This window comes from Brevibacterium picturae (assembly GCF_900105045.1).
Lineage (GTDB): Bacteria > Actinomycetota > Actinomycetes > Actinomycetales > Brevibacteriaceae > Brevibacterium > Brevibacterium picturae.
Genome location: NZ_LT629739.1, coordinates 4410470 through 4431550, shown reverse-complemented (window position 1 = coordinate 4431550; position 21081 = coordinate 4410470). Strand labels below are relative to the sequence as shown.

The following is a 21081-nucleotide window of genomic DNA, read 5'->3' as shown; positions in this document are numbered from 1 at the left end:
CGGTCCGAGAGCACCGATGGTGAGCTCGGACAGCGCCCATATTCATGTCGATGCGCATTTCTCACATTGTTCATGAGAAACTGTAAGGCATAAGCACTGCGACGCAGACGGACTGCGTCATCATGATCGAGAAGGAGAGAGCACGTGAACGCAGCCCTGTTGACCACCGTTGCCGAAGGCGCGGAGAAGGCAGCCCACCACACCGAATTGCCGATGGATCCGATCTTCTACGGACTCATCACCCTCGCGATCTTCCTCTCGATGGCAGCTGTGACCCGGTCGTGGAAGGGCATCTCCAACCGCCACTGATATGGCACGACATACACGCAGGGTCGGTGTCATGGGTGGCACCTTCGACCCCATTCACCACGGTCACCTGGTAGCAGCCAGTGAGGCGGCGTCGACCTTCGATCTCGACGAAGTCGTCTTCGTTCCCACGGGACGCCCATATCAGAAGGACGCCGGCGAGGTTACGAGCGCCGAACACCGGTATCTGATGACGGTCATCGCAACCGCGTCGAACCCGCGCTTCACCGTCTCTCGTGTCGACGTCGATCGCCCCGGCCCCACCTACACCATCGACACGCTTCGTGACTTGGCGACGAGCTACGGATCCCACACGGAGATGTTCTTCATCACCGGCGCGGACGCTTTGGCTCAGATCCTGACGTGGAAGAATGTAGATGAGCTGTTTTCCTTGGCCCACTTCGTCGGGGTGAGCCGGCCGGGACACGAACTTCGCAGTGAGGGTCTTCCGGTGGACAGGTTGAGCCTGCTGCAGATCCCTGCACTGTCGATCTCGTCCACGGATTGCAGACTACGGGTGATGGATGGGGCGCCTGTCTGGTATCTCGTGCCGGACGGGGTCGTTCAGTACATCGCGAAATACGAGTTGTACAGGAGTGAAAATGGCTGAGGAGCAGTTCACGTCACGTCGTGCAAGGCGAGAAGCCGAGCGGCTGGCTGCAGATCAGGCGTTCGAAGCACGAGAGTCACCTGAGCAGCCGAGCGAACCGTCATCGAACAATCGGGGCGACCTGCTCAACCCGCCGCCCGATCCTGCCCCGGAACCCGAATCACGAGCCAGTGCCCCCGAACCCGAGCCGAGCAGCGGCGAAGCTCCCCTCGATCCCCAGCACGCCCCTTTGCCCCATTTCGATTCCCGCACTGGTCGAAAGAACTATCTGCGCGAACACGGACTGTCCCAGAACGGTGACGTCTCCACCGGAGCGATCCCAGTCATTGCGGGACCCGATGAGACCTCACCCGAGGAATCAGACGAAGGCACAACCGCTGAAGGTGAATCCTTCGACACCGCAGGATTCGGCGGATCCGCCGACGAAGTCGCCGCCCGGGACTTCGAATCTCCTGTCACCGCCGACTCGGCTCCGCGACCCACTCCCATCGACGGTGGCACCCACGACGCACTGACCCAACCCTTAGAAGATCTGGAAGCTGCGGGCCCAGCGGCAGCTCCGCCCTCGGCACCTGCCTCGCCTACGCGACAGGACAACGCCCCGCCTGCGCGACAGGACGACGCCCTGTCTTCGGCACCGGAGCAGTCGGCGCAGTCGGCAGCTGAGCCGAAGGGCCCGGTGCCTTCGTCAGGCGACGATGACGGACGTGACGATGACTTCAACGACGCGAGTGGTGCGACGGCTCGCTCGCGACGCATGCCTATCGTGCAGCCGCCGAGCAGCTCGGGCGTGCGGGTCGTCACGGCAGCCTCGGCTCAGATTCCAGAGGTCGTCAGCGCCGAGACGACTACCGACGCTGCTGCCAAGGAATCTCGGAGCGGCGGAGCCGACTCCAGTGCGGTCCGGGACGAAAGGACGGCAGCGACCAGCGGCTCAGCCCATTCCGGTACGCATGCGGACGGGGGCGACTCCGCAGCCGGAGCAGGCGCCGCTGAAGGAACCGGCGGTGACGGTGCCGGGTCCACGTCCGACGATGCGGCGCGCGCTCTTGCGGCCAATCCGGAGACTCGTCCGATGGAGACTGTGCCCGAGGCTTGGGCGCTGCCCAATCCTGACTATGAGGACGAAGAGACCGAGAATCCTCCAGGGACTCGCATTCGCGCCAGCGAGGTCACCGGTCACGACGGTCGGATCCTTGTTGGCGAAGAACCATCCAAAGTACCCTATGTAGTGCTGGGTGTCGCTGCGCTCTTCGCAGTCGCACTCATCGTCATTGCACTGGTCATGTTGCTGTAATCATCTGAAAGGCTCTAGTGAGCGAGATCGCTGAATCAACCCAAATGCTGAGGACCGCCGCGCGTGCGGCCGATGACAAGCTCGGCACCGATCAGGTGGCCCTTGATGTGAGTGCCACTCTCTACATCACTGATGCCTTCCTGATCATCTCCGCGGAGAACGATCGGCAGATCGCATCGATCGTCGACGCTGTCGAAGAGGCCCTGCAGACGACCCATGGTCACACGCCGCTGCGTCGTGAGGGTCGGGGGAGCGGCGATTGGGTTCTCCTCGACTTCGGCGACATCGTCGTCCACGTCTTCTCGCAAGAACAGCGCGAGTACTACGCGCTCGAACGCCTGTGGAAGGACTGCCCGGTCATCGATCTGGAGCTGCCGGAACATTCGGGCGCCGACGACGCCTGATGACCAGGACTGTGATCTTCTGGCGCCATGGTCAGACCGACTACAACGTCGAGCGCCGGTTCCAAGGTCAGTCCGACATCCCGCTCAATGAGGTGGGCCGGACTCAGGCCGCACAGGCAGCAAGCTATCTCAGCGAGCTCCGCCCCGGAAGCATCGTGTCCTCCGACCTCTCACGTGCCGCCGACACGGCCGACGAGTTGGCCTCACTGCTCAACGTCGACGTCACACGGGATGAGCGTCTGCGTGAAACCGCCTTCGGACAGTGGGAGGGCCGCACCCGTGACGAGATCAGCGCCTCCTGGCCCCACGAAATCGAACAGTGGCTCAGCGGTGCCGATATGAACCCACCCGGAGGCGAATCCCGCTCCGAATCGGGCCGACGCGTCGCCTCGGCGATCACCGACATCGTCGATCACTCTGAGGCTGAGACGATTGCCATCGTCGCTCATGGTGCGGTGCTGCGAGCAGCCGCAGAACTGCTGCTGGGCATGGACGGCCCCGGGCGGCTGGCCGTGCTGGGCAACTGCGGGCATGGCGAATTCGGCTTCACCGGAAGCAATTGGGTCCTCCGCAGCTGGGGCACAGTCCCCTCCTGACGCGCGTCATGCGCTCCTGCCGCGCAGGCTGTGCTCCGCAGGCCTCGGTCCGATGCCCGCAAGGCGCTGCCCGATGCCCGCAGCCCGCGGGTGCTCACTGTCGTTGAGCATGCACCGAGCGGATCATGCCCACCAGAGCCTGAGCCGATGAATCCCAGTCGAAGGACTCTGCCTGCTTCTGCCCTGCCGCCGAGGCTTCGGACCACAGTTCGGCATCGGTGAGGCGGTCGATCGCAGCCGCCACAGCACCGGGATCATCGGGATCGAAGTACATGGCAGCGTCCGCGGCGATCTCGTGGAAGATCGGAATGTCCGAGATCGCCACCGGCACGCCCTGAGCCATCGCCTCGATGACAGGCAACCCGAACCCCTCCTCCTGAGAGGCCGTGACCAGAGCGGTCGCGCCCTCAAGCAGAGCCGCGTACTCCTCATCGGTCACGCCCCGGTGGAAGATCACCTTCGCCCGGTCGGGGATCAGCGCACGCAGCGCGGCTTCCCGTCTGCCCTCGATGCGACTGGCGATGTGCAGGGTCCATCCCGGCAGGTGCTGCAGCGAGCGGATGAGGGTTTCGACGTTCTTGTACGGCAGGAACGATCCCATGTAGACCACCGACCGTGCATCATGCCTGTTCACGGGGCGGACTCCGGCCACAGCAACCTCGGCGGCATTGGACACCACGGTCACCGGCTTCGACGACAGACGGTGATCGGCGATGAGCGTCTTCGTCGTCTGGCTCACTGCCGCGATCGCGTCGGCACGCCCCAGAAGCAGGCGTTGGGGGCCGAAGCCGAGGTGATAGGCCCGCCACAGCAGCCGGACAGCCGCCGGGAGATCGGCCGGGGGGAGGGGATGCGAGTAGTAGATGAGGTCGTGGACGGTGAGGATGAGACCGTAGTTGCGTCCCGTCGATCCCATCACCTGCATGGTGGAGAAGACCACATCGGCACCGAGGGCGTTGAGCTTCCTCGCGATGAACACTTCCTGTGGGGAGGTGGGCGAATTGAGTTTGATCCACCGACAGTCGGGGAGGAGCCCGAGCTGCGCTTCATCGCTGATGATGGCCGTGACCTCGATCCCGGTTCCCTCCACGGCGCCGAGCAGCGCCTCCAGCAGGCACGAACCGTAACGGGAGATGCCATCATGATGGGTCGTGCGGGTGAAGCGGGCATCGAAGAAGACACGGATCGTTTCGCTCGTCTGAGGACTGCTTGTGCTTTTGCTCATGGAACTCCGAGTCGATAGTCTGATGATCTGTAAGTCTGCGTCTGTCCGAGACTGCGTTCATTGTGACGAAGGGTCAGTGAGTGAAGGAAGCATCACCTGCGTCCGGGGCCCTGAGGCCTCGATCATGATCCTAACGGTTGTCGCTCTTGGCGCCCTCATCATTCTCACGCCCATCATCACTCGCTGGCTGGGCCGAGCCAGCGGATGGCTTCTGGCAGTCGCCTACCTCGGCATCGCCGGCCTATTCACCCCCACCGCCGCCGAGGTGATGGCCGGGGCCACCCCGGAAGTGACCTACGAGTGGATTCCCACCCTCGGAGTCGATCTGGCCCTGCGCGCCGACGGCATCGGGGTCATCTTCACCTACATCGCCCTGATCATCGGCGCGATCGTCTTCGTCTATTCGACGGCGTACCTGTCCCGCGGGCGGAATACGAGCTTCTACTGGCTGATGGTGATCTTCACCTTCTCGATGGTGATGCTCGTCCTCAGCAACGACCTCCTGGTGCTGTTCGTCTGCTGGGAGCTGACATCCCTGGCCTCCTTCTTCCTCATCGCCCGCTCCGGCTCACCCGCTCAGGGGCCCTCGCTGCGCACCATGCTCATCACATTCCTCGGCGGACTGTCTCTGCTGGTGGCTACCGGTGTCATCATCGCCGTGACCGGCACCACGAACGTCCACGAGGCACTGAGTTCGTCGGCCTGGTCGGCCCAAGCGCCGGTGACGACGCTCGTCGCGATCCTCATTGCGGTCGCGGCGATGACCAAATCGGCTCAGTTCCCGTTCCATTCCTGGCTGCCCGACGCCATGGCCGCGGCCACTCCGGTATCGGCCTATCTGCATGCGGCCGCAGTGGTCAAGGCCGGCATCTTCCTCCTGCTGCGCTTTTCACCCGCCTTCCACACCACCCCGGCGTGGAACATATTGCTCATCGTCGCGGGTCTGACCACCGCCTGCATCGGCGGTTGGTTCGCTCTCAACCAATACGACGTCAAGAAGCTGATGGCCTATTCCACGGTCTCGCAGCTGGGTCTCATCACCGCGGTGATCGGTGTTGGTTCGGAAGCAGCGATCGCCGGCGCCACTCTCCACGTCATCGCCCATGCTCTGTTCAAGTCGGGCCTGTTCATGATGGTCGGCGTCGTCGACCACCTCACCGGAACCCGGGAACTGACCCGGATCCCACAACTGATGCGCGCAGCACCGGCGTCCTTCGTCGTGATGATCGTCGGCTGCGCCTCGATGTCAGGCATACCTCCGCTGCTCGGCTTCGTCTCGAAGGAAGCCCTCTTCACCGCTTTCGGCGACACTCCCGGGGCGGCGTGGACCGGCTGGGCGGCGCTGCTGGTGGCCGTCGGTGCTTCGGTGCTGACCTTCGCCTACTGTGCCAAGACCGTGTGGGGAGCGTTCATCGACGGTAAGCCCGTGGAGCGGGCGCGACTGGGGCACGGTTCTCCGGTCATGCTCGTGGCTGCGGCCGTGCCGATCCTCGCTTCGATTCCACTGAGCTTCGTCCTGTTCGCCTTCGACAACCCCATCAGCCAGGCTGTCCGGGCCGCCCTGTTCGAGTCTACGGAGCCGGTTCACCTTGCCCTGTGGCACGGCGTGAATGCGGAGCTCATCGCTTCGGTGCTGATTATCGCGATCGGGGTGGTCATCATCGTCAACCGCTCGCGCGTCTTCGCCTTCTTCCACCGAGCCACACTCGGGTTCGACGGTGCCGATGTCATCAGCGGTCTCACCTGGGCCCTGCGCCGGGTCGGAAGAGGTTTGGGCGTCTTCGTCAAACCGATGAATTCCGGACCCTACCTGGCAATGTCGCTGGGCGGTCTCGCCGTCCTCGCCTTCTCCGCCGTGCCGATCATCTACCCGGAGCTGCCTCCGCTGCAGGAAGGGCTGTGGCGTCCCATCGACATCGTTCTCCTCGTCCTCATCACCGCGGCAGTCCTCGTCGTCTGCACCTCGCACTCCCGTCTGACCACCGTGGTTGCACTCTCGGGTGTCGGTATCCTCGCTACGGTCCAGATTCTGGCCCTCGGGGCTCCGGACGTCACCCTCACCCAGCTGTTGGTCGAAGCGATGACGATCATCGTCATCATGCTCGTGCTGCAGAAGCTTCCACGTTCGTTCTGGAGGTTTCCGAAGCGGCTGCAGGGCACCAGGGCGATCTTCGCGATCATCGTGGGCCTCGCAGCCACCGTTCTGACCTTGGCTCTGAACGGACGTCGAGAACGGTCCGACCTCGGTCTGTACTACATTGACAACGCCCCCGACATCAGCGGCGGAAGCAACATCGTCAACACCATCCTCGTCGAATTCCGCGCCTTGGACACCCTCGGTGAGCTCACCGTCCTCGGTATGGCCGGGATCGCGATCGTCGCCGTGATGTCGACGGTCAAGGACAAGTTCATCGATCCGCCTGCAGAGAACATTCCCGAGCCGCCTCGGCGGGCCTGGGTCTCGATCCGGCCCCGCGGCTCGACCGCCTATCGAGCTGTCCATGAGGCATGGCCCAATGTGATACCGCCCAAACTCATGATCAAGGTGCTCGGACCATTGCTGGCGATCACCTCACTCGTGATCTTCTGGCGTGGACACAACGAACCGGGCGGGGGGTTCATCGCTGCGCTGGTCGGGTCCGCGGTCATCGGACTGCTGTACATGTCGACGGCCAAGGACCGCGCGATCGGCCCACCGAAGGCTCCGCTGTACCTGATCGGCTTCGGTGTCGGCACGGCGGTGGCCACCGGTTTCATCGGGCTCATCTTCGCCGGCTCCTTCCTTGAGCCGATGCACGGCTACTTCCTGGGTCAGCACTTCACCACGTCGATGATCTTCGACCTCGGGGTGTACCTGGCGGTGCTCGGACTGATTCTGCTGTCGTTCAACCTCCTCGGCGTTTCAGACTCTGCGGCCACGCCCGCCGGCGATGACGTCCTCACCAACGGCATCATCCATCGCGACGTCGAACTCACCCGTGAGCGTGCCGACGAGCTGGTATACGGAGAGCTGAGCGGACCGATGGAAGCAATCAGAGGGGAGCGACCGTCTCGCGAGCGTCGGTCGAAGACCGGCGACCCGGATGCGAAGGTGAGGGCATCATCAACCCATATCCTCCACGGCGATGCTCCCATTGAGCGGTCGAGAGACAATGAACCGGAGCAGTCACGAACAGATGCCCAGGAGGGTGCGAAATGATTCTTGCCCTCACGATCGGTGTGCTCACCGCTGGCGGCGTGTATCTGATGATGCAGCGGTCCATGGTCCGAGGCGTCTTCGGACTCACTCTCATCTCCCATGCTGCGAACTTCATCCTGCTCTCCGCAGGAGTCAGCGCCTGGCGAGTCGAGCCCCTGAGCAATCGCGGTGACCAGAGCCTGGCTGCCGACCCGCTGCCGCAGGCCTTCGTCCTCACCGCCATCGTCATCACCCTGGCGGTGACGATCTTCATGCTCGCCCTGGCCGTGCTCGGCCACGACGACGATCAGAAACGGGCCCCAGAGACGGGGGAGGAACGCGAATCATGAATCCGGCATTCCTGCTCCTGCTCATCGGCGTGCCGCTCCTGGCATCAGCCCTGAGCGTGCTCATCACCTCCCGCACCTTCGACCGCATCCTGCTGCTGGCGGCCCCGAGCTTCGTCGGCATCTCCGGCATCGTGCTGCTCGTCGTCCACCAACAGCAGCCGGTTCTCGCCCACTCCGTCGGCGGCTACGTCCCCGGGCTGGCGATCCCCTTCGTCTCCGACACATTCACCGCCCTGATGCTGGTCCTGACGTCCCTCACCGCCGTCGCGAGCTGCATCTTCCTGATCACGACCGGTGAGGACCAGTACCGTTTCGTTCCCGCCCTGATCCTGATGATGCTCACCGGTGTCTACGGCGCACTGCTGACAGGGGATCTCTTCAACTTCTTTGTCTTCATCGAGGTCATGGTGCTGCCGGCCTACGCGCTCATCGCGGTGACCGGAACCTGGCGCCGCCTCGGCGTGGGTCGCATGTACGTCATGGTCAACCTTCTGACCTCGACGATCCTGCTCATCGGTGTCGGCTTCGTCTACGGTGCCGCCGGGACTGTGAACATTGCGATTCTGGCCCAGATGGGAGCACCGACCGGGCAGGGAGCGCTGGCCATCGGCGTCGTTCTCTTCGCTCTCATCATCAAGGCCGGGGGCGCACCGTTCCACGGGTGGCTGGTGCGCAGCTATCCGAACACCTCGGCGGGAATGATGGCGTTGTTCTCGGGCCTGCACTCGAAGGTCGCCCTCTACGCGATCTACCGGATCTACACCACGATGTACGGCGAACCTGCTGCCTGGGTCAACGTCATCGTCATCATCGCCATCGCCAGCATCCTCATCGGTTCTCTGTCCGGAATCGGGCAGAACAGGGTCCGCAACGTCCTCGCCTTCCAGATGACGAGCGGCGTCGGACATATTCTGCTCGGTGTGGTGCTCCTGACCTCGACGGCATTGGGTGCCGGCGCCTTCTACATGGTCCACCACATGATCACGATGTCGGGCCTTCTGCTCATCATGGGCGCGGTCGAACAGACCTACGGCAGCGGTTCGTTCAAGAAGCTGACCGGGTTGGCCGGCCGAGAGCGGTGGGCGACGATCCTGATGATCCTCGGCCTGTTCTCACTCATCGGTCTGCCCCCGACCTCGGGGCTGTGGGGAAAGGTCGGATTGATCACGGCCGCCACCGGCAGCGGAGACGCCCTGGGCTGGTGGCTGGTCGCGGCGATCGTGCTCGGCGCCATCATCAGTCTGCTCGCCCTTCAGCGCATGTGGCGCAACACCTTCTGGGGGCCGCCGATGCAGTCCTACCGGCCCGATTCGGCTGAGACCGGCCGCGCCCCGGCCGAGCCCATTCCTAAGAGCGTCCGGATTCCGGCGCGGCTGCTCGTTCCGGGAACCATCATGATCGGAGTGTCCGTGGCCATCTTCGCCTACCCGGAGCCGCTGCTCGAGATCACTGCCCGCGCCGCGGCCGGGCTGCTCGACCACAGCGCCTACATCGAGGCGGTGACGACGCCATGATGCGCCTCGTCCACGGCATCTCCTACATCGCCTATATCTGGTGGGCGATCATCACCGGATCGGCCACGATCGTGTCCCGTCTGTTCCTGCCGGGCAGGCAGTACGCGCAGCCGATGATCGTCGAGGTCCCGCTGAGGTGCGTGACCGACCTCGAAGTGAGCCTGTTCGCCTCGTCGATCACGATCACACCCGGCACACTCGTTGCGGCCATCGCCGCAGGCACCTCCACACAACCACCGGTGCTCTTCGTCCACGCCCTGTTCGATGACTCGGAGGAATCCGCACTGGAGGGCCTCTACGACATGGAATCACGTCTGCTCGCCATGACGCGCGGCCGGGCTCCCACGGCAGCCGCAAACACCGTCACCGAGGTTGAACAGGAGGAAGGACGCCCATGATCATCGTCGTCAGCATCTGCAGCATCATCCTCGCCGCAGCCGTCATCGTGGGCCTGGTCCGGGTCCTCACGGCCAAAGATCTGGGCTCGCGGGCGGTCATCAGCGATCTCATGTACTTCTCCGCCATCGGCATGCTCACGATGTTCGGAATCACCGTGTCCTCCTCAATCGTCCTCGACGCGATCTTCCTCTCATCCATGGTCGGCATTCTCGCCACCATCGCACTGTCGCGGATCCTCACCAGGGGGCTGCGCTGATGAATGATGCTGTCGCCATCACCTTGGTCGGTGTCTTCGGGATCACCGGGTCCCTGCTCATGCTGTTCTCCGCGATCGCGATGTTCCGGGTTCGCGATGCACTGTCTCGGATCAATGTCTTCTCACCGGCCACCGGACTCGGAATGCCGCTGATCGTGGCGGCAGCCTACGTCTATGACCTCCATGCGGAGGGATTCAGCTGGGGCTCACTGCTCATGGCCGTCGTTGCCGTGCTGTGCCTGATCATCGTCTCGTCCGTGGGCAGCAACACGCTCTCGCGTGCCAGCGTTCTATCCGGACAGCCCGTGTACCGCAAGACCGTGCCCAATCGACTGGCGTCGCCGCCAGCAGGAGCCGTCGACGAGGACCCCGATGCGCCAAAGGAGCCCGAGGAGCCCACAGGCAGGAGCTAATGTCTGCCGGTGGTGCGCATCGTGATGTTGATCCTGCCCCCGCCGAGGTGGTCCAGACGCCCGTGCTCCGGTGCCGTGGCCTCGTGGATCTTCGTCACCCCGTGATATGCGAAGCGGGCGGGCCCACCGAAGACGAAGGCATCGCCGGAGGCCAGGCGAATGTCCTCAAAGGGCCTGTTGCGGTTGACCGTGTTGCCGAAGCGGAAGACACACGTATCACCCAGTGAGAGTGACACGACGGGAGCCGGATCGAACTCGTCCTTGTCCTGGTGCATGCCCATCTTCGCCCGTGCGTCGTAGTAGTTGACCAGAGCCACGTCGGGGCAGTAGGCCTCGGGCACGAGACCCCAGAGGCGCGGGGCATCGTCGGGGAAATCCGGATCCTCGGTGACCACCTCGGCGGCAGAGGAGACGACCTGGCGACCTAGGCGAGTCATCCAGTCCGGGAACGAGAGCACTCGCTCGCCATTTACATCGCGGGCGTGACGATCGTAGCGGCCCGGCTGCCAATGCCAGCCGAGGCCGATGGTGCTCACACTCATCGGATGTCCGGCGATCGACGTCGCATGTGCCGGCACCGGTCCCGACTGCCACTTCGCGTATTGCCTGATGATCCAGGCTTGTGCCGCCTCGTCGAGGAATCTGGGGAGCCAGACCGCCCCCGGTGCGATGACACGGGGGCGGCGGTCGAAGGCTTCATCGGCGAACAGTGACTCCATGACGGGTGGAGCAGAGCTCAGAGTTCCGTGAGTTCGATGGACTCATCCTGCAGGCGTGCGGCGGACACGCTCTTGCCGATGAGCGCGCGCAGTTCGTCTCCGACGTCCCAGATGTTGACGTTCATCGCCGCAGTGACGGTTCCGCCGCGAGTCCAGAAGACGATGAATTCGCCGCTGGCCTTCTCACCGCGAATGACGACGTCGTCGTCACTGGTGCCGTGGCCGACGTATTCCATGCCGAGATCGTACTGGTCGGTGTAGAAATAGGGTTGCCAGTCGTATTCCTTGTCCCCACCGGTGATGGTTGTTGCCGCGACCTCGGCTTGGCGCACGGCGTTGTCCCAGTGCTCGACGCGCAATCGCTGGTTGAGCAGGGTGTTCTGCGCTGCGGCGATATCGCCGATGGCGAGGATATTGGGGTCGCTCGAGCGCATGTGTGCATCGACGATGACGCCGTCATCGGTGTCCAGACCGGCGGAAACGGCAAGGTCGATGGTGGGGTCTGCACCGATTCCCACGACGACGAGATCGGCAGGCAGGTCTCCGGCACTGGTCGTCACGGATTCCACGGCCTTCGTTCCGGAGAACCCGGTCGTATCCGCATCGGTGACGAACTCAACCCCGTTGGCCCGGTGCAGGTCTTCGAAGTGCTGACCGATCTCCGTTCCGAGAACAGACTTCAGCGGAGGAGACGACCGCAGGACGACCGTGACAGCACAGCCAGCGTTCCGGGCCGCCGCCGCGACTTCGAGTCCGATCCAGCCGCCGCCGATGATGACGACCTTGTTGCCTTGGCCGAACTGCGAACGGATGGCAACAGCATCACCGGCATCACGAAGGGTGTGAATATTGCCCAGATCGGCCCCCGGAACGTCCAAGGTTCGCGGAGTGGAACCGGTGGCCAGGATGACCTGTCCGTACGAAATGGTCTCTCCGTCGTCGAGAGTGATGCTCTGACCCTTCGGATCCAGTTCGGTCACGCCGGTGCCGAAGAAGGTGGTCACATCGTGGGCCGGATACCAGTCCTCACCGCGCAGTGCCGAGTCTTCGGGATCCGAGCCTTCGAGCATGACCTTCTTGGACAGATCAGGGCGGTAATAGGGCGCTGCCGGATCGGCGCCGATGAGAGCGATCGATGCAGTGTAGCCGCCGTCTCGCAGCGCCTCGACTGCGGTTCCGCCGCCGATTCCGGTGCCGATGATGACAGTTCCGAATTCCTGGGCCATTATCTGTCCTTTCACGAGGAGATTTCTTCCACTTTGTACCGCCTCTCCTGGAGAGTCAACCGATCACGTTGAAGAGCTCGCACTGGTGGGACACCGTTTTGTGCAGCACGGTCCCTTCGGCGTAAAGTGATGAGCGAAGGGGCTTTAGCTCAGTTGGTAGAGCGTTTCGTTCGCAATGAAAAGGTCAGGGGTTCGATTCCCCTAAGCTCCACTTATGGTGATTTCGAGATGAAGTGGCAGACATTGACCATGACTGGTCTTTTGGGTGCCGCCGGCATCGCTCACTTCCTCCGACCAGAGCCCTTCGACTCGATCGTTCCGCCCCGACTGGGCGACCCACGGTTCCTCACCTACGCCAGTGGTGCTGTCGAACTCGGATGCGCGACTCTGCTGGCGCTGCCGCCCACACGCCGACTCGGCGGGTTTGCCGCCACGGCACTCATGGTCGCGGTTTATCCTGCCAACATCTGCACGGTGCAGAAGCACTGGCACAGGCCCCGGGCACGCGCCATCGCCCTGGCACGTCTGCCGCTGCAGGTTCCACTGGTGTGGATGTCGTGGTCCGTCGCCAACGATCGGTCCGAAGCCTCACGCTGACGACTCGCCAGTTGCGATGACCAACTCCGCGGTGGCGCGGGTCATCGACACATAGCGGTCCACCCCGGCCTGAATACCGGTGCCGAAGCTCTCCGGATCCACGAGAATCACCAGGTCGAACTCGAGTCCTTTGACGGCCGCCGGCGCCATCACGCTGACCCGCTCAGTCGCTGTGAGACTCAACGACGCCGGTGACACGGTGATCACGCACACGATCCCCTCCGCGTGGTCGGCCAGCCATGCAGTGACCAACGCTGGCACCTCGTCCACGGAACACCGCCCGACCGGCGCCCCCGTCTGACGCACGGATTGCGGAACATTGGCGTGGGGGAGCACGCTGCGGATCACCGGCTCCGCCTCGGCCATCACCTCGGCGGGGGTGCGGTAGTTGATGCTCAGGTGAACCTGGGTGATGTCGAGGTGGAAGTCGTGCAGCCGTTCGTCCCAGGACTGGGCGAACCCATGCCGAGCCTGCGCCCGGTCGCCGACGATGGTGACGCTGCGCGACGGGCACCGGGCGAAGAGCATATGCCACTGAGAGTCGGTGAGTTCCTGCGCCTCGTCGACGATGATGTGGCCGAACGGTCCGGCCAGCTGGTCAGGTGCGACTGCCTCCCGTCCGGTGGGATCGTCCAGTGCGCCGGTCAGATCATCACCCCTGAGCATCGTCATGGGCATCAGTTCGCTGTCATCAGTGGCGATGAGATCCTCGACGACATCGGCCATGCGATCCTGTTCCGCTGCAGCCTCCGACTCGGCACGCCGTCTCGTCTTCAGATCGGTCGGGTCGCCGATGCGGCGTCTGGCCGCGTCGAGGAGCGGGACATCGGATTGCGTCCACGCCCGGGCCTCGGCGCGTTGGAGACACGCCACCTCCGCTTCGTTCAGGTTCGGTGCGGCCAGAGACAGGTAGGCGGGGACGCTGAACAGGTCTCCCACGATGTCCAAGGGGTCAAGGATGGGCCAGGCGGCAGTGAGGTTGCCTCGCAGCTCGGGATCCTGACTGAGGAAGCTGCGGACCTCGTCCGGTTCCGCGTCCTCGACGGTATCGATGACGATCTCCGTGAGGATTCCCAGCAGTTCGTCCCAGACCTGGTCGCGCGCCGTGTTGTGCTCGACGTCGGAGTCGACCGAGGCGAATGCGGCCGACCATTCTCCTGGCCCGACCATGATTTCGTCCCGCATGGTGTCGATGGCGATGGACGCTGTCGGCGGTTCCTCGTAGATGCTCACTGCACGCGCGATCACTGCCTCGGGGTCCAGGACTCCCTTGAGGCGAGCGCTGTCCCCGTCCTCGATTTCGGTGGCGGTCTCCGGAATCAGATCGTCGAGCGTGCACAGTCGGACACCATCCTCGCCGAGGCGGGGCAGCACGTCATCGACATAGGACAGAAATGCCGGATTGGGGCCGACGAAGAGCAGCCCGCCACCGCTGGCGATGCGGGGCTCGGAATACAGAAGGTAGGCGGCCCGGTGCAGAGCGACCACGGTCTTGCCGGTTCCCGGCCCGCCGTCGACGACCAGCGGCGCGGTGGCCGGAGCACGGATGATCGAGTCCTGGTCGGCTTGGATAGTGGAGAGGACATCATGCATCTTGCCCGAGCGGCTCGTGCCCAGAGAGGCGATGAACGCGGCCTGGTCGTCCAAGGACGTGGTGTCGTTGACCGTCGCCGAGGTGAATCCCTCGTCCCAGTAGTCCGTGATCCGACCGTTCGACCAGCGGTAGCGGCGACGTGAGGACAAGCCCATGGGAGAGGCGAGTGTGGCGGCGAAGAACGGCTCGGCCAGAGGAGCCCGCCAATCGATGAGCAGGGTGTCTCCACCCTCGTCGCGCAGTCCCATCCGGCCGATGTAGACGATCTCACCCGAGTAGGCGAAGATCATTCGGCCCAGGCACATATCGAGGCCGAAACGACGCAGCAGCGTCCGTTCGTAGGTCAGCCTGTGGATGGCATTATCTCGCTCGAGCGCGGCTTCGCCGGATACTCCCGGCGAGCGCCGCAACTGGTCGAGCCGAGATTCGATTGCGGCGAGTTCGCGGTCCAGCCGTGCGGCGATGGTGGTGAAATGGCGGTCATCGTCGGCGATGAGACTTGGGTCGGTCTTGGCGCAGAGCCGGGAGGGCAGATCAAAAGTGGTGGCAGGCAAGGGGACTCCATGGTCGGAACAGGCGATCGGAACAGTGAAAGCACCATTGTTCACCCTGACCAGGCCCTTGCGGCAAGGCCCCATCCGTGGCATATTCTGATAATGGCAGGGGCATCGTTTGTCGTCCCACGGGCATTGCATACTGTGCGTGGTCTGCGCTTCTCAGCGGCCACTTCGGCCTCGAAGCAAACGCACGATGGTCTTCGAGGCCCTGCCGACGGTCCATCACCAACTCCTGGCTCACGGCACCGCCATGAGGATTCTGCGTGAGTACGGAGCCTGGCAGGTGGCGCCGGCGATCAACCACAACCCGGTGTCAGGAGATGCCGAGGAGCTTCCCGCTCTTCGCAAGCTCAGGATCGGTGCAGGAGGCCAGATCGAAGCAGCAGGGTCGACGCTTCCCCGACTCCAGCTTCGAGATCGCAACCTCCACACGGCGGGCCCGAGTCTCTGCGTTCTTCGTCGCCTGGATCCACCGCACCCACTCCCACCGCGCCATCGGCGTCAGGCCCGCCCAGACCTCGGTGAGCTCGGGTGCGTCCTCGAGCGCAGCACCGAAATCATCGGGAATTGAGGTCTCCGGCCATTCCTTCGTCGGAGTCACCGACACGTCGACGGTGTCGGCCTCGTCCGCAGCCAGAGCGGCGGAGAGGTCCTGGCTGACATTGATCCAGTGCCCGCGCATGCCGTCGGGTTCGATCACCGTCGTGAAGTCAACGCCGCTCACCGTCCCCTGGGCGGCGACCTGACCGCGGGAGGGCAGCTTCGCACTGGCATCGGCGGGCAGGCGCAGGATCGGCCTGTCGTTGATGACCTCCAGCTGCGTGGAGAATTCGATGACCGTTGGGGTGCTCTTGCTTGTGCTCATGGTCACCAGAATAGCCTCCGACCGGTCGGGTGGCTTCTCGAATTCTGACGGATCCCCGACGCAGCCTGTGCCGGACTCATCCCAGCGCTCGACCGACCCACTCGGGAGACTCGCGCTGAATCCGCCCGATGCGTTCCATCACCTCGTCGGAGAACGGGATAGTCGAGCCCTGCTCCTGGTTCACATGCAGCCCGATGATCTCTTCTGTGGCGACGAGCTGCCCTCCGACTCGCATCTCATAGGCCAGATGCAGTTTCTTGGGGCCGGCGGTCACGAGTTTCGCACCGACCTCCAACTGTGCACCCAGAGAGACCTCGTCGAGGTAACGGATATGGGATTCGACCGTGTAGAGCGAGGTGCAGTTCGCCTCGCGATGGGCCTTGTCGAGTCCGATCTGATCCATCACCTGGTTTGTGGCGAAACCGAAGACCAGGACGTAGAAGGCCTCCGACATGTGGCCGTTGTAGTCAATCCAGTCTGAGGAGACCTCGGTCCGGTAGGGCTCGAGCTTGATCGGTGCCAGCCGTTCGGAATCTGTCCTCAGATCCGGGGCCGTTGCCGAGGGCTCTGCCCCGGTGCCCTCCGCCGAGGTGGGCTGCAGTGTCGCTCCGTGTGCACCGTCGAGATCGGCAGTGAGTCTGCGCAATGCGATGATGCCCGCATCCCGGTGGGCGACGAGGTCGGGAATCGACTCGTCGCCTGCAGCGACATCACAGCCTGCCACGACGTCGTCTCGCAGCTCCTGGGTGAGCTCCGGGGCGTCCAACCGAGTCCAGGGGGATTTCAGAGAGGGACCGAAGTGGTCGAGCATATGTGCCATCCCGCCTTCACCACCCGCCAGGTGGAAAGTGAGCATCGGACCCTGGAACGGCCACCGCAGACCGGGACCGTCGGTGATGGAACGGTCGATCTGCTCCACCGTCGCCTCACCGTGGTCGATCATGTGCAGAGCTTCTCGCCATTGCGCCTCTTGGAGGCGGTTGGCGATGAAACCGGGGACCTCGTGATCCATTCTGATCACGGACTTGCCGATGCGGGTGTAGAAGTCTGCGGCCCAATCGACGGCCGCGGCGGCGGTGGATTCCCCGCCGACGACTTCGACGAGGGGAATGAGATAAGGCGGGTTGAACGGGTGGCCGACGACGAGGCGCTCAGGGTGAGTGGCGTCCAGGGCCATCTCGGTCATGCTGTAACCCGAGGTGGAGGAACCGATGACCACGTGCTCGTCACACACAGCATCGATGCTCGCCAGGAGACTGCGTTTGAGTTCGAGGCTCTCCGGTGCCGACTCTTGGACGAAGCCGGTACCGGCCACCGCCTCGGCGAGGTCGGTGTGAACCGTCCATGCGTCCTTGTTCGCACCTTCGACCTTGTCGAGTTCGGCCAGGGCGGGCCAGGCTGCCTCGATGAGGCGGTTCAGCTTGTCCGCCGCATCGGGCGCCGGGTCCCAAACCCGGACGGTGAAGCCCTGCGCGAGGAAATAGGCGGCCCACCCTCCGCCGATCGTGCCGGCTCCGATGCAGGTGACTGTGGTGATCGAGTCGACGTCGGGGTAGGACGGAACAGAGGCAGCGGCGCTCACAGGTCGTTGCCCGTCACGATCGGTGTCTGCATCCGCAGATCAAGGATCTGGCGGGCCTCGTCCGGTGTTGCCACCTCGGCGCCGAGGCCCCCGATGATGTCGACCGCACGCTCAGTCAGCGAAGCATTGGTCGCCTTGATTCCCTTGGCCAGGTACAGGTTGTCCTCGAGCCCGACTCTGGCATGACCTCCGGCAAGCACGGATTGGGCCACCCAGGGCAGCTGATTGCGACCGATGGCGAAGGAGGTGAACTGCGCGCCGGTGGGCAGCATGTTCACCATCGCAGTCAGGAGCCCGGCATCGACCGGAGCACCATAGGGGACGCCCATGCACAGCTGGTAGAGCGGCGGGGGATCGATGAGTCCTTCCTCGACGAGCACATTGGCGAACCACAGGTTGCCGGTGTCGAAGATCTCGAGCTCGGGTCGAACGCCCAGAGTCTGAATCTTCTTCGAGCCCTCACGCAACATGTCGGGCGTGGACACGTAGATGTCCGACCCGTCGCCGAAGTTCAGGGAACCGCAGTCGAGGGTGCAGATCTCGGGCAGCAGCTCCTCGACGTGGGGGAGTCGTTCGAGGGCATTGACGAGGTCCGTGCCCGGCATGTGTGTGGTCGGATCCTGCGGATCGACGACGAGGTCTCCGCCCATGCCGGCGGTGAGGTTGATGACGGGGTCGACGTCGGAGGCGCGGATCAGGCGCACGACCTCCCGGTAGTGGGCGACCTCGCGTGAGCCCTGCTTGGTGTCGAGGTCACGTACGTGGATGTGCACGACCGAGGCACCGGCACGAGCAGCGGCGATCGCATCGTCGGCGATCTCTCGCGGAGTGACCGGAACGTGTTCGCTCTTGTTCGCCGTGTCGCCGGCGCCGGTGACGGCGCAGGTGAGTATGACCTTGCGATTCATGATGACTCCTCATCAGAGTTGGGGTTGACTATTGTACGTTTGAGATAGCTGGAGAGACGGCGCCGGAAGGTCGCGGCATCCATGATTCCGGTGAGCACCTTGACCCCGAGCCCGTCGAGCAGAGACGTCAGTTCATCGGCCATTGCCTCGCTGTCGCCCGGGCGGAACTGTCCATCGGCCTGGCCGGCTTCGATGGTGGCGCGCACTGTCTGCGACCAGCGTTCGTAGTGCGCCGGGTAATCGGAGCCATAGGGGTCTTCAAGGCCGAGCCTGGCCCAGGTTTGGAGCCAGATGGACCATTCGCTGCGGGCAGTGCGGCCGATGGGCGACTGCAGTTCGAGCAGACGTTCGAGCCGGCGGTGCGGGTTGGAGATCTCGCCGAGCCAGGCGATCTGGCGATCGAACGCGAGTTTAACCGAATAGTCGAGTGTCGCGTCGAAGAGGTCGGACTTTCCGTCGAAATAGTAGTGAATGCTCGCGTTCGAGACTCCGGCAGCCTCAGCGATGTCGGCGATCCGCACCGTTTCGTACCCATGGCGGGCGAACAGGTCCCATGCAGTCTCCACGATGAACCTGCGCGGTGAGGAATCCGGCGTCGGCACACGGTTCGGGTCGGATCCCGCTTGGAAGCGAAGAGGGGTCGCCGACACCTGTGATTCGTCGCCGAGCAGCCATCTGACAGTCACTCCGGTTGCGGTGGCCAGACCGAGCAGCTCCTCGGTGCCGAATCTGCGACGACCCGACAGGGACTTCGACAGTTTGGTCTCATCGATCCCGATGCTCGCGGCCACCTGCCGCTGAGACAGTTCACTGGTCCGCAGTGCCTCTTTGGCCCGCTGCGTCGCGATGCCGAGCTTGGCGGCGCCGGTTCCATTGCGATCCGTCATGGCCGCAAATCTATCGCCTGTATGCGCAATTCGCAAACCGAATGGGTGGGGAGTCAGAACTTGCGATCCGAGGTGTGTGCGAAGTGGTGCCAGATTCGGCCCCGCACGTCCGCGACGAGCAGAGAAGGAACGGATAGTCTCGAAGTGATGAACCGACAGTCTGATCACACCGTCCCCACCCCGGAGGAGCTCATGAGCGACAATCTCCATTCCCGTATGCACGTCGTCTCCGACGAGACTCGAAACCTCGTCAATCTCGTTCTCGACTACTCACGGCGACGGACCTTGGCCGTCGACACGCCGCTCGACCATCCGACGACCGAGACGGAACTCAAACGTCTCGCCGGTCCGACCATCACCGAGGACGGTGTCGGCTCGTCGCGTGCCCTGGCGATCTTCGAGCACATCTTCGCTCCCGCCTGCATCACCACCGATCACCCGAAGTACCTGTCCTTCATTCCGAGTGCCCCGACGAAGGCCGCCGTGGCATTCGACCTGGTCGTCTCCGCCAGCGCGCTCTACGGAGGATCCTGGCTCGAAGGGGCAGGCGTCGTCCACGCGGAGAACGAGGTCCTGACCTGGCTGGCCGGTGAGTTCGGGCTCCCAGAAGACTCCGGCGGCGTCTTCGTCCAAGGCGGCACGATCGGCAACCTCTCGGCCCTCGTCGCGGCACGTGATACGCGCAAGGCCCAGCTCGGCGACGAGAAGCCGGGGCGCTGGGTCATCGTGTGCAGTGCCGAAGCGCACTCTTCGGTCGCCTCGGCGGCCGCCGTGATGGACGTCGATGTGGCGCCCGTGGCCACCGGCGACGACGGGATCCTGCGGCCCGAGGGCGTCCGGGCCGCCCTCGACGAGCACGGCGATGCGGTCATCGCCGTGGTCGCGACCTCGGGAACGACGAACTTCGGCACCATCGACGACATCGCCGGCATCGCAGCGCTCAAGGACGAGTTCGACTTCTGGCTCCACATCGATGGTGCCTATGGGCTGGCCGCAATGCTCTCACCCCTGGCACGGCACAAGTTCGCGGGGGTCGAGTCGGCAGACTCGGTCATCGTTGATCCGCACAAGTGGTTGTTCGCACCCTTTGATGCATGTGCGCTCATCTACCGCGATCCCACTCTGGGACGGCGAGCGCACACCCAACGCGCCGAATACCTCGACACGCTCACCGAGTCACAGGAGTGGAGCCCCTCGGACTACGCCATCCAGCTCACCCGTCGTCCGCGTGGACTGCCCCTGTGGTACTCACTGGCCAGCTACGGAGCCGAGACCTACCGCGAGGCCATCGGCCACTCGATCGAACTGGCGATGCAGATCGGGTCCGAGGTCAAGAAGCGCCCGAATCTCAGACTCGTCCGTGAACCCGAGCTCTCGGTCGTCGTCTTCGAACGCGACGGGTGGGATCGTGAAGACTATCAGCAGTGGTCGGACCGATTGCTCGAGGACCAGCGGGCATTCGTCGTGCCCAGCTCGCACCAGGGACGTCCCAACGCACGGTTCGCCATCGTCAACCCGCTCACGACCTTCGATGACCTCGTCGATATTCTCGACACCATGGAGTGACAGGCTCAACTGCGTCCTCCAGGCCCGGCGTC

General features: G+C 63.9%; 21 protein-coding genes and 1 tRNA gene. 14 read left to right on the top strand and 8 right to left on the bottom strand.

Annotation, left to right across the window (positions count from 1 at the left end; genetic code table 11):
• Positions 1 to 144 precede the first annotated feature (144 nt).
• Genes BLT92_RS20560 through BLT92_RS20240 form a run of 5 tightly spaced genes read left to right on the top strand, consistent with a single transcriptional unit; the run spans position 145 to position 3213 of the window.
• Positions 145 to 309 carry a hypothetical protein gene (locus BLT92_RS20560; protein ID WP_157691508.1) on the top strand — a complete coding sequence of 55 codons (165 nt, stop codon included), beginning with the start codon at positions 145 to 147 and terminating at the stop codon, positions 307 to 309.
• Position 310: 1 nt separating this feature from the next.
• On the top strand, positions 311 to 916 hold the full coding sequence (gene nadD, locus BLT92_RS20255; RefSeq protein WP_092108580.1) for a nicotinate-nucleotide adenylyltransferase: 606 nt from the start codon (positions 311 to 313) through the stop codon (positions 914 to 916).
• A complete protein-coding gene (locus BLT92_RS20250; RefSeq protein ID WP_092108578.1) occupies positions 909 to 2213 on the top strand; it encodes a hypothetical protein in 1305 nt (434 codons plus the stop codon). The genes nadD and BLT92_RS20250 overlap by 8 nt, the downstream gene beginning before the upstream one ends.
• A 44-nt stretch (positions 2214 to 2257) precedes the next feature.
• Positions 2258 to 2617, top strand: a complete 360-nt coding sequence (gene rsfS, locus BLT92_RS20245; protein WP_092108577.1) for a ribosome silencing factor — start codon at positions 2258 to 2260, stop codon at positions 2615 to 2617.
• Positions 2617 to 3213, top strand: coding sequence for a histidine phosphatase family protein (locus BLT92_RS20240; RefSeq protein ID WP_092108575.1), 597 nt, complete (start codon positions 2617 to 2619; stop codon positions 3211 to 3213). Before rsfS ends, BLT92_RS20240 begins: the two co-directional genes overlap by 1 nt.
• Before the next feature lie 94 nt (positions 3214 to 3307).
• Here BLT92_RS20240 and BLT92_RS20235 read toward each other — a convergent pair whose 3' ends face one another.
• Positions 3308 to 4438, bottom strand: coding sequence for a glycosyltransferase family 4 protein (locus tag BLT92_RS20235; RefSeq protein WP_172802640.1), 1131 nt, complete (start codon positions 4436 to 4438; stop codon positions 3308 to 3310).
• A 124-nt stretch (positions 4439 to 4562) separates the two neighbouring features.
• Between BLT92_RS20235 and BLT92_RS20230 the strand changes: the two genes are divergently transcribed.
• The 6 genes from BLT92_RS20230 to BLT92_RS20205 are packed head-to-tail and all read left to right on the top strand — an operon-like array spanning position 4563 to position 10548.
• A complete protein-coding gene (locus tag BLT92_RS20230) occupies positions 4563 to 7637 on the top strand; it encodes a DUF4040 family protein (RefSeq protein WP_092109696.1) in 3075 nt (1024 codons plus the stop codon).
• A complete protein-coding gene (locus BLT92_RS20225) occupies positions 7634 to 7966 on the top strand; it encodes a sodium:proton antiporter (protein WP_092108573.1) in 333 nt (110 codons plus the stop codon). The genes BLT92_RS20230 and BLT92_RS20225 overlap by 4 nt, the downstream gene beginning before the upstream one ends.
• Complete coding sequence (locus BLT92_RS20220) at positions 7963 to 9480, top strand: monovalent cation/H+ antiporter subunit D family protein (protein WP_092108571.1); 1518 nt, start codon at positions 7963 to 7965, stop codon at positions 9478 to 9480. The genes BLT92_RS20225 and BLT92_RS20220 overlap by 4 nt, the downstream gene beginning before the upstream one ends.
• The gene (locus BLT92_RS20215) at positions 9477 to 9878 is read left to right on the top strand and encodes a Na+/H+ antiporter subunit E (RefSeq protein ID WP_331712216.1); all 402 of its coding nucleotides are present in this window, start codon (positions 9477 to 9479) and stop codon (positions 9876 to 9878) included. Before BLT92_RS20220 ends, BLT92_RS20215 begins: the two co-directional genes overlap by 4 nt.
• A complete protein-coding gene (locus BLT92_RS20210; protein WP_092108569.1) occupies positions 9875 to 10135 on the top strand; it encodes a monovalent cation/H+ antiporter complex subunit F in 261 nt (86 codons plus the stop codon). Before BLT92_RS20215 ends, BLT92_RS20210 begins: the two co-directional genes overlap by 4 nt.
• Positions 10135 to 10548, top strand: coding sequence for a cation:proton antiporter (locus BLT92_RS20205; protein WP_092108567.1), 414 nt, complete (start codon positions 10135 to 10137; stop codon positions 10546 to 10548). Before BLT92_RS20210 ends, BLT92_RS20205 begins: the two co-directional genes overlap by 1 nt.
• On the opposite strand, the gene BLT92_RS20200 is transcribed toward BLT92_RS20205, so the two are convergent.
• Both BLT92_RS20200 and BLT92_RS20195 read right to left on the bottom strand, forming a co-directional pair.
• Entirely contained in the window at positions 10545 to 11267 is a 723-nt protein-coding gene (locus tag BLT92_RS20200; protein ID WP_092108565.1) for an alpha-ketoglutarate-dependent dioxygenase AlkB family protein, read from the bottom strand. The genes BLT92_RS20205 and BLT92_RS20200 overlap by 4 nt on opposite strands.
• Positions 11268 to 11284: 17 nt before the next feature.
• Positions 11285 to 12493 carry an NAD(P)/FAD-dependent oxidoreductase gene (locus BLT92_RS20195; RefSeq protein ID WP_092108563.1) on the bottom strand — a complete coding sequence of 403 codons (1209 nt, stop codon included), beginning with the start codon at positions 12491 to 12493 and terminating at the stop codon, positions 11285 to 11287.
• Positions 12494 to 12631: 138 nt separating this feature from the next.
• Here BLT92_RS20195 and BLT92_RS20190 point away from each other — a divergent pair.
• Positions 12632 to 12704 (top strand) — tRNA-Ala (locus BLT92_RS20190).
• A 38-nt stretch (positions 12705 to 12742) separates the two neighbouring features.
• Complete coding sequence (locus tag BLT92_RS20185; protein WP_157691507.1) at positions 12743 to 13090, top strand: DoxX family protein; 348 nt, start codon at positions 12743 to 12745, stop codon at positions 13088 to 13090.
• On the opposite strand, the gene helR is transcribed toward BLT92_RS20185, so the two are convergent.
• The 5 genes from helR to BLT92_RS20160 form a co-directional block, all read right to left on the bottom strand.
• Positions 13082 to 15238: an RNA polymerase recycling motor ATPase HelR gene (gene helR, locus BLT92_RS20180; protein ID WP_231938939.1), complete on the bottom strand. Its 2157-nt coding sequence runs from the start codon at positions 15236 to 15238 to the stop codon at positions 13082 to 13084. The two genes, BLT92_RS20185 and helR, sit on opposite strands and share 9 nt — an antisense overlap.
• 316 nt (positions 15239 to 15554) lie before the next feature.
• The gene (locus BLT92_RS20175; RefSeq protein WP_092109688.1) at positions 15555 to 16106 is read right to left on the bottom strand and encodes a YdeI/OmpD-associated family protein; all 552 of its coding nucleotides are present in this window, start codon (positions 16104 to 16106) and stop codon (positions 15555 to 15557) included.
• 76 nt (positions 16107 to 16182) lie between these two features.
• Positions 16183 to 17688 carry a 3-hydroxyacyl-CoA dehydrogenase NAD-binding domain-containing protein gene (locus tag BLT92_RS20170; RefSeq protein ID WP_092108559.1) on the bottom strand — a complete coding sequence of 502 codons (1506 nt, stop codon included), beginning with the start codon at positions 17686 to 17688 and terminating at the stop codon, positions 16183 to 16185.
• Positions 17685 to 18596: a beta-keto acid cleavage family enzyme gene (locus BLT92_RS20165; protein ID WP_092108557.1), complete on the bottom strand. Its 912-nt coding sequence runs from the start codon at positions 18594 to 18596 to the stop codon at positions 17685 to 17687. The genes BLT92_RS20170 and BLT92_RS20165 overlap by 4 nt, the downstream gene beginning before the upstream one ends.
• Positions 18593 to 19483 carry a TetR family transcriptional regulator C-terminal domain-containing protein gene (locus BLT92_RS20160; protein WP_092108555.1) on the bottom strand — a complete coding sequence of 297 codons (891 nt, stop codon included), beginning with the start codon at positions 19481 to 19483 and terminating at the stop codon, positions 18593 to 18595. The genes BLT92_RS20165 and BLT92_RS20160 overlap by 4 nt, the downstream gene beginning before the upstream one ends.
• Before the next feature lie 192 nt (positions 19484 to 19675).
• Between BLT92_RS20160 and BLT92_RS20155 the strand changes: the two genes are divergently transcribed.
• Complete coding sequence (locus BLT92_RS20155) at positions 19676 to 21049, top strand: pyridoxal phosphate-dependent decarboxylase family protein (RefSeq protein ID WP_092109685.1); 1374 nt, start codon at positions 19676 to 19678, stop codon at positions 21047 to 21049.
• Positions 21050 to 21081: the final 32 nt, after the last annotated feature.